Origin of the sequence: Thermoleptolyngbya sp. M55_K2018_002 (assembly GCF_015295965.1) — a bacterium.
GTDB classification, from domain to species: domain Bacteria; phylum Cyanobacteriota; class Cyanobacteriia; order Elainellales; family Elainellaceae; genus Thermoleptolyngbya; species Thermoleptolyngbya sichuanensis.
Window position 1 is genome coordinate 1 of record NZ_DVEA01000196.1, and the last position, 8,280, is coordinate 8,280.

An 8,280-nucleotide genomic window follows, 5' to 3' on the forward strand; every position below is an offset into this window, starting at 1 on the left:
GTCGCAAACGCTTTCGCTGGATGCCAGGGTTCGGTAGGCTGGGTTTGCCTAGATTTAGGGTTGCCCGGTCGATTTTACGTAATTTGAAGCGCTAAGCGCGGATCAACGGGATAGAACAGGGGTCGCCGTCTGGAAAGATGGCTGCTTCAGTGTTTTGATTTCTTAACAAACTTCGTTTGAACTGGTTCGAGCTTTATCAATAGGACTTACGCAGTAGGACTTACGCGGTGGGACGATTTCTCGCAGAAAAATCGTCCAAAACCCAGAAAACTTATCGCAAGTAAGTCCTGATTACAATAAACCTTTGAAAGATGCCCAAAACTGGGGGATTTATGCAGACATTGACGGTGGCTCCGATGGTGCAGGCTAGCGATCGCTTTCACACGTTGCAACGACAACTGCGCGATCGCTGGCAAACCATCGATCAATTTGACCGGGGAGAACATGACATTCTGATCGTTCCCTCCCTGACGCTGGATCAGCGCGAATTGCAAAAGGTCAAAGGGGTTCACCATTACGAAGAGCGGCTGCTGTTTTCGCTGATTCGCCTGCGGAATCCGGGCACGCGGCTAATCTACGTCACGTCGCAGCCAATTCATCCCAGCATCATCGACTACTATCTGCACCTGCTGCCCGAAATCCCCTACTCCCACGCCCGCGATCGCCTCATCCTGCTGTCCACCTACGATTCGCATCCCAAGCCCCTGACGCAAAAAATCCTGGAGCGGCCGCGCCTCGTCCAGCACATCCGCAGCCTGCTGCGCCCCGAAAAAGCCTATATGTCCTGCTTCAACGCCACTGCGCTAGAGCGGGAACTGTCGCTTCAACTGGATATTCCGCTCTATGGGCTGGACCCCGACCTGCTCTACTGGGGCACCAAGAGCGGCAGCCGCCAGGCCTTTGCCGAAGCCAACGTGCCCCATCCCGACGGCAGCTTGCAAACCTGGACGGCAGAAGAACTGGTGCTGGCAACGGTAGACCTATGGGAACGTCGCCCCGACCTGAAGCGGATGGTCGTAAAGCTAAACGAGGGCTTTTCGGGTCAGGGGAATGCGCTGCTGGATCTGCGGCCGCTCTCCGCCGTTGCGCCGGGGCAGGCATCCACCGAAGCCCGACGAGAGGCGATCGCCCAGGCGTTTCACCACCTCAGCTTTCAGAGCGACACCGAAACCTGGGACAACTTCAGCAGCAAAATTCCCGAACTGGGGGCAATCGTCGAAGCGTTTATCGAAGGCGAAGAAAAGCGATCGCCCAGCGTCCAGTGCCGGATTACGCCGCTGGGCGAGGTCGAGGTGCTGTCTACCCACGACCAGATCTTGGGCGGGCCCGACGGGCAAATCTTTTTGGGCTGTCGCTTTCCAGCAGACGAGTCTTACCGGATGCGCCTGCAAGACTATGGCTATGCAGTGGGCAAGTTGCTGGCAGAAAAGGGCGTTTTAGAACGCTTTAGCATTGATTTCATGGCGGTCCGGCCAGACGCGACGGAGGACTGGGATTTGCAGGCGATCGAAATCAACGTCCGCAAAGGCGGCACAACGCATCCCTTAATGACGCTGAAGCTGCTCACCAGCGGCAGCTACGATCCCCAAACTGGGCTATTTCTCAACCAGCACGGTCAGCCCAAATATTACATCGCCACCGACAACTTGCAGAGCGATCGCTATCTCGGCCTGCTGCCCAGCGACCTAATGGACATCATCGTGCAGCATCGCCTCCACTTTACGCCCATTACCGAAACAGGCAGCGTGTTTCATATCATGGGCTGCCTGTCGGAATACGGCAAACTGGGGCTGACCAGCATCGGCGACTCGCCCCAGGACGCAGAAGACCGCTATAACCAGGTGATCGCCACGCTCGATCAGGAAACTGAAACGAACCTGTCGCACCCGTTTCATCCCGCGTCCCACACGCCGCCCATCAACTGGCACTTTCACCACGAAGGCTAGCGCCTGCTTGGGAGGGGGCTGGAAACGGTTGGGTTGCGCGTGTCTTGCACAATCCACCTTCTCGGATCTTTGAGGAAAAATAGCTGGCGATCGCCCGCATGATCGAACTGCGTCACCTGCGCTATTTCATCACCGTGGCCGAAGAACTGCACTTTGGGCGGGCCGCCGCACGGCTGCACATGGCCCAGCCGCCCCTCAGTCAGCAGATTCGTCAGCTAGAGGGGGAATTAGGCTTCCAGTTGTTCTACCGCACCAAGCGCAGCGTGCAGCTCACAGAGGCAGGCGCGGTGTTTTTGGCGGAATGTCGGCGAATCATGCAGCAGTTGGATCAGGCTGTGCAACTGGGGCAGCAGGTGAGTCGGGGCGAGCGGGGACAACTGGTGATCGGCTTCGTCAGTTCCGCAGCCTACAGCGTGCTGCCGACGCTGCTCCGGGGCTTTCGCGCCGCTGCGCCGGATGTCAGTCTGGAACTGCACGAACTGACCACCGACCAGCAGGTGCAATGGCTGCGCGATCGCCGCATGGACGTGGGCCTCGTCCGCCCGCCCGTAAACGAGCCAGACTTCTGCCTGATGCCGCTGTGTGAGGAGCCGCTCGTCGTCGCCCTGCCCCAGCAGCATCCCCTCGCGCAGCAGCCAAGCGTGTCGCTCAAAGATTTGGCGGGCAAACCCTTCATTCTGTTTCCCCGGCCGCTGGCTCCCGGACTCTACGACCAGATTATTAGCCTCTGCCAGCAGGGTGGCTTTAGCCCCGCCATCGTGCAGGAAGCAATCCAAATGCAGACCATTATCAGCCTGGTGGCCGCAGAAATCGGTGTGGCCATTGTTCCCCTGTCGCTGCAAAACCTCCAGCGCACCGGGGTTGTGTACCGCGAACTCCAGGAACCCACCCCCAAGGCGGCGATCGCCCTCCTCACCCGCCAGCCCGACCCCTCGCCCACTGTGCAGCGATTTTTGGCGATCGCCCAAAAAATAGGCAGGAGTTAGAGGTTAGGCTAAATCGGGGATCATTCTTAGGGGAGCGGATTCAGGCAGTGATGGAGTGTCACAAGTCCCCAAATCCCCTACTAATAGCTAATACCAGTAGCTCATACCAGTCGCCCTACCTCAATTCGCCAAACCTCATGCCTCAACCCCGCTGGAATCTCCTCCTTGCCCCCCAAAAGCGAAGCTGGTTTCGCTCTGCCCTGCAACTGCGCGGCTCGGTCGTGCCCTACGTCTTGCCCAGAGCGTTGCTGTGCGGACTGTTCGGAGAACTCATCGCCATCCTACATGCCCGTGACCTCGCAGTTTCGATTCCGGCGCTGTCTGGGCTGATTCCCAATATCGTGCTGGGCCTGCTGCTGGTCTTCCGCACCAACACCGCCTACGAGCGCTTCTGGGAAGGGCGAAAGCTGTGGGGCACCCTGACCAACACCACCCGCAACTTGGCGCGGCAAATCTGGGTAAATGTGGCTGAAAAGAATTCTCAAGATCGCGCCCAAAAGATTTCTATCTTGCGATTATTGGTTGCGTTTGCTGTGTCCACCAAGCTGCACCTCCGTAAACAGTCTTTTGAAGACTTGATGCTCCTTGATTTGCTCCCCAAAGATTACTACTTTAAGCTGCAAAATACCAACACGCCACCCTTAGAAATAGCCTTTTGGATTAGCAGCTATTTACAAAAGCAGCGCCGCCGAAATCGGCTCACCGCTTATCAACTCGACACGATGCAAAAAATGATTAGCACGATGGTCGATGTGCTAGGAGGATGCGAACGAATTTTAAGAACGCCCATTCCCCTGGCTTATGTGATTCATTTGAAACAATTGCTGTTGCTTTATTGCCTGACGTTGCCCTTCCAATTGGTCGCAGATTTACAGTGGGCGACCGGGCCCATCGTCGCCCTTATTACCTTTACGCTGCTGGGCATCGAAGAGATTGGCATTGAAATTGAAAACCCCTTTGGCACCGACGCAAACGATTTGCCGCTGGATGCAATGTGTTTAAATATGCTGCGGGATGTTGAAGATTTAATTAGTCTGGGGTCTGCCTGGGCAATTGATTCTAAGCCCTTAGCGGAAACTCAAGTTCAACCCAAAGATGCTTATGCTGCTGAATAGTCTTGGCATCGGAGAGCAATGCTTGGGCGATATTTTAATGTTTTTTGGGCACTGCTCAATACAAAACCTCTCAAAGAAGACTTGGGTTTGTATAAATCGCTATTGAATTCGTTGTGAATTGTCATGATTTTTTTTGTTTTGAGAATCTTTCTTATTAAGAAATTGTGTGGTAGTTGACGGCTTTTTTTAATCTGTATACTGTGTTGAGTATCGACTGAAAAAATCAGGAAACCTGCGATCGCTGAGGAGCGCACCTATGGCTATTACGGCAAGTCCGATTCAAACCTTTGAGCAGATGAAAGACAACCCCATCGGGTTGGAGATGAACGTCACCACAGCGGTTTGTGAAGGCTTTAACATTGTCCTGGCAAGCTTCCAAGCGCTGTATTTGCAATACCAAAAGCATCACTTTGTGGTGGAAGGCTCTGAGTTTTATCAACTGCACGAATTTTTCTCGGAAGCCTATGACGAGGTGCAGGGCCATGTCCACGAGATTGGTGAGCGGCTGAACGGGCTGGGCGGCGTGCCCGTTGCCAGCTTCAGCAAACTGGCAGAGCTATGCTGCTTTACGCCAGAGCCGGACGGCGTGTTTTCCTGTCGGGCCATGGTGGAGCATGACTTGAGCGCAGAGCAGGAAATCATCAAGGTGATCCGGCGGCAGGCTGGGCAGGCAGAAAGCCTGGGCGATCGCGCCACTCGCCACCTCTATGAAAAGATCCTGCTGGAGTCGGAAGATCGCGCCTTCCACCTGTCGCACTTCCTGGCCCACGACAGCCTTACACCGGCCTTCACCTTAGCCAGTCAGAATTGAGGATAATAAGGGGCAGATTCCTTTTTGACTCAACCCTAGCCAAATTCTGAATTGCCCGCCCATCTTCCCGCCTACCTTTTGGTGACTCACGGCAGCCGCGACCCCAGACCTCATGCCGAGGCTGGGGTTTTGGCGCATCAGGTTGCGGCGGAGTTGCGACGGCGGGAGGCGGGTGGGCTGCCGCCGCTGGTGGAGACGGCCGCACTGGAGCTAAGTCCACAGCCGTTGCACCAGCGAATCTTGCAAGTGGCGACGCAAGCGCTGACCCTGGGGGGCGATCGCCTCGTAATTATGCCGCTATTTTTGCTGCCGGGGGTGCATGTGATGGAAGACATCCCCGCTGAGGTGGCGATCGCCCGCCAGCAGGCTAGCCCGCGCTTGTCCATCGAGATTGCGCCCCATCTGGGTAGCCACCCCAGGCTGGCAGACTTATTGCCTGCCCCAAATTCTGAACCTGCGGCCCGAATTTTGCTGGCTCATGGCAGTCGTCGTCCCGGAGGCCATGCGCCCGTGGAAGCGCTGGCCCAGCAAATCGGGGCGATCGCCGCCTATTGGGCCTTGCCGCCGAGTCTTGCCGATCAGGCCGCCAGGCTGGTAGCTCAGGGCGCTCAGCAGGTGGACATTCTGCCGTTTTTTCTGTTTCCCGGCGGGATTACCGAAGCGATCGCCCAGGACGTGCGCGACCTGTCCGCGCAGTTTCCCACCTGCCAGTTCCGGCTCTATCCGCCGTTTGGCGCGACTCCCCAGCTTGCTGCGCTGGTTCTGGATCTGGCAACCTGCCCGCTGGGTTGGGGCGAGGCGAGGCGGTCAGGCTGAGGTTTTTTCCCCTTCTGCTGAGTGGGGCGACGTTTCCAGCAATCACTGCCGCAGAACAAGCGGAAGGCGGAGCCAGACGATGGTTTGTCCTGCGCTGCTGCGAATGCCAACGCGGCCGCCCAGCAGTTCCGTGAGCTTTTTGACCAGCGCCAGGCCCAGACCAGTGCCGCTGTGCCTCCAGGGGTCGCTGCTGGGGATGCGATAGAACCGATCAAACACGCGATCGCACTCCTCTGGAGGGATTTCGACCCCCGTGTTGGTGATGGTGATGAGGAAATGGGGGAGGGGAGAGGGGCTGGAGAGCGGGCTTTCGGATTCGGCTCCATCTTGTTCCACTTCGTCGCGCTCCATGCGGTCGCTACTGAGGCTGGCTCGCACCTCGATGCGTTCGCCGATGGGGGTATATTTGCAGGCGTTGTTGAGCAATTCGGTGAGGATGCGCTCAAAGTGGCTGAGGTCGGTGGTGAGGGGCGGCAGGTCGGGCGGCAGGTCAAGGCTGAGGTGCTGCTGGTGGCGATGGATGCGGTCTAAGAAGGGTTCCGCAACGTGGGAAATCCAGGATTGCAGGTGAATGGGAACAGGGTGCAGCAGATCGACTTCGGCATCGAGCCGGGAAAGGTCAAGCAGGTCGTTGATAAGATTAATCTCTCGCTGACATTCCTCTTGCAAAATCTGCACATAGCGCCCTAGCGGATGGCTGGGGTTGTCGAGGATGCCCTCTGCTCGGAGGGTTGTTTCAACCATCTGAGCCGCCATTTTGACATTGGCGACGGGGGTTCGTAGCTCGTGGGAAATGGTGCAAAGAAAGTCGTCCTTGAGCTGATTCAGGCGGGCCAGTTCGGTGACCTGAGCCTGGGCGGCCTGATAGAGGCGAGACTGGCGGAGAGCGATCGCGCATTGGTTGGCCACCTGCTGCACCAGCCGCACCTCCAGCTCGTTAAAGAATTCATCGGCGGGCCGCAGCAGCACCATGTCTCCCAGGACTCCCTGATCGTCTCGGATGGGGCAGGAAAAAATCGTACAGTGTTTGGCCACTGGGCGGGTCAGCAGGCGATCGCGCGTCACCTCGTTGGCATAGCAAAACTGCTGATGCATTCCCTGCAAAAGCTGGCGATAGAGATCGGGATAGTCTGCCATGAGGATCTGCGTGCCCTCTTCGGACTTGACCTCGCGGGTATAGTCGCAGTAGATGGTGGAAACCTGGCTTTCGGCATCGTAGAGCGCGGTGTCGCAGCAGAAGACCCCAAGCGCCTGCCCCAGCTCTTGCACCGCCGTTTGCAAGATTTTGCGCTCGTCGAGGCTATCGCGGACTTGGTCAGTAATTCGCTTGAGCAAGGCTTCAAACTCAAGGGACTGGCGCAGTTCGCCCGTGCGCTCGGCCACTTTGGTTTCTAGCTCGGCGTTGACCCGCTGCACTTGGCTGTAGAGTTCCGACTGCTGCACGGCGATCGCCAACTGGTTGGCCAGTTGCACCAGCAAATCTATCTCCCAGGTCTGCCACTCTCGCAAGGATTGGCATTGGTGAACACACAGCAGCCCCCACAGGTTGCCGTCGCAGTTGATGGTAACCGTCAGACCAGACTGCACGCCCACGCGGGTCAGCATCTCGCGAAACTCTGGCGAGAGATCCGCCGTGTGGATGTTGTCAATGCGGGTGGTTTGAACTTCGGTGCTGGGGCGATTCGCGAAGCGATCCCTATGGGAATCGCCATATTGCTGCAATAGCACGTCTTCGACCCGACCGCAGACCTGGGGATCGTCTAGCACCACGCCCCAACCGGGCAAGCTCGATTCCACAATCGCCTGGGCAGGTCGCGTGGAAACCTGATGAAAGCGATAGATCAAAGCGCGATCGCACTGAAACAACTGCCGCACGTCCGTAACCGCAGAGTTCAAAATTTCGCTTAAATCGAGCGACTGGTGGATATGCCGCGTCACGCGAGACAGCAGCCGTTCCCGCTCTACCTGTAGCGTTTGCGCTTCCTCAGCATCCTTGAGATGGTGGATATCGGTCATGGTGCCAATCATCCGCACGGGCGTACCGTGTTCGTCGCGGAGGATCTGTGCTCGATCTAGCACCCAGCGGTAGCTGCCGTCTTTGCAGCGCAGCCGATACTCGACCCGAAACAGGGGCAGCGCTCCCTGGCAGTAGGCTTCGTAAACCGACATGACCCGCGCCCAGTCATCGGGATGGATGCGCTGCTCCCACGCTTCGTAGGCTTCTGAGGGTTCGTCGGGCTGGTGGCCCAGCATGGTTTTCCAGCGCTCAGAGTGGAAGGTCTTGCCCGTGATCAGGTCTGCGTCAAACACGCCGTCATTAGTGGACTGGACGACGGTTTGCCAGCGCGTTTCGCTGTCTTGCAGGGCGAGTTCGGCCTGTTTTCGCTGGGTAATGTCGATGTAGGCGATCGCCACGCCATAGTTTTCCAGCGGAATTGGCGCAGCGCAGACATTCACCCATTGCACGGAGCCGTCGGCGCGAACAATGCCCTTTTCAACATTGTGAACAGGCCGTTGCTCTCTCAGAGCGCGGACGCTGGCGAATTCTTCTGGCGGCATGGGGGTGCTGTCTGGTCGCAGCATGGGCTGGGCAGGGCGATCGCACG

Annotated in this window: 6 protein-coding genes; 5 read left to right on the forward strand and 1 reads right to left on the reverse strand. The window is 57.4% G+C overall.

The features are described 5' to 3' along the window. Positions 1 to 332: 332 nt before the first annotated feature. The 5 genes from IGS51_RS09505 (at position 333) to IGS51_RS09525 (ending at position 5,674) form a co-directional block, all read left to right on the forward strand. Positions 333 to 1,946 carry a peptide ligase PGM1-related protein gene (locus tag IGS51_RS09505; protein WP_297078181.1) on the forward strand — a complete coding sequence of 538 codons (1,614 nt, stop codon included), beginning with the start codon at positions 333 to 335 and terminating at the stop codon, positions 1,944 to 1,946. Positions 1,947 to 2,047: 101 nt separating this feature from the next. Beyond that, the gene (locus IGS51_RS09510) at positions 2,048 to 2,932 is read left to right on the forward strand and encodes a LysR family transcriptional regulator (protein ID WP_367279301.1); all 885 of its coding nucleotides are present in this window, start codon (positions 2,048 to 2,050) and stop codon (positions 2,930 to 2,932) included. A 137-nt stretch (positions 2,933 to 3,069) separates the two neighbouring features. Then, on the forward strand, positions 3,070 to 4,047 hold the full coding sequence (locus tag IGS51_RS09515; RefSeq protein WP_297078183.1) for a bestrophin family protein: 978 nt from the start codon (positions 3,070 to 3,072) through the stop codon (positions 4,045 to 4,047). 256 nt (positions 4,048 to 4,303) lie between these two features. Next, complete coding sequence (locus IGS51_RS09520; protein WP_297078184.1) at positions 4,304 to 4,858, forward strand: Dps family protein; 555 nt, start codon at positions 4,304 to 4,306, stop codon at positions 4,856 to 4,858. A 51-nt stretch (positions 4,859 to 4,909) separates the two neighbouring features. Beyond that, the gene (locus IGS51_RS09525) at positions 4,910 to 5,674 is read left to right on the forward strand and encodes a sirohydrochlorin chelatase (RefSeq protein ID WP_297078185.1); all 765 of its coding nucleotides are present in this window, start codon (positions 4,910 to 4,912) and stop codon (positions 5,672 to 5,674) included. 42 nt (positions 5,675 to 5,716) lie between these two features. Here IGS51_RS09525 and IGS51_RS09530 read toward each other — a convergent pair. Continuing rightward, positions 5,717 to 8,280: PAS domain-containing protein (locus IGS51_RS09530; RefSeq protein WP_297078186.1), on the reverse strand; the 2,564-nt coding region annotated here is incomplete at its 5' end.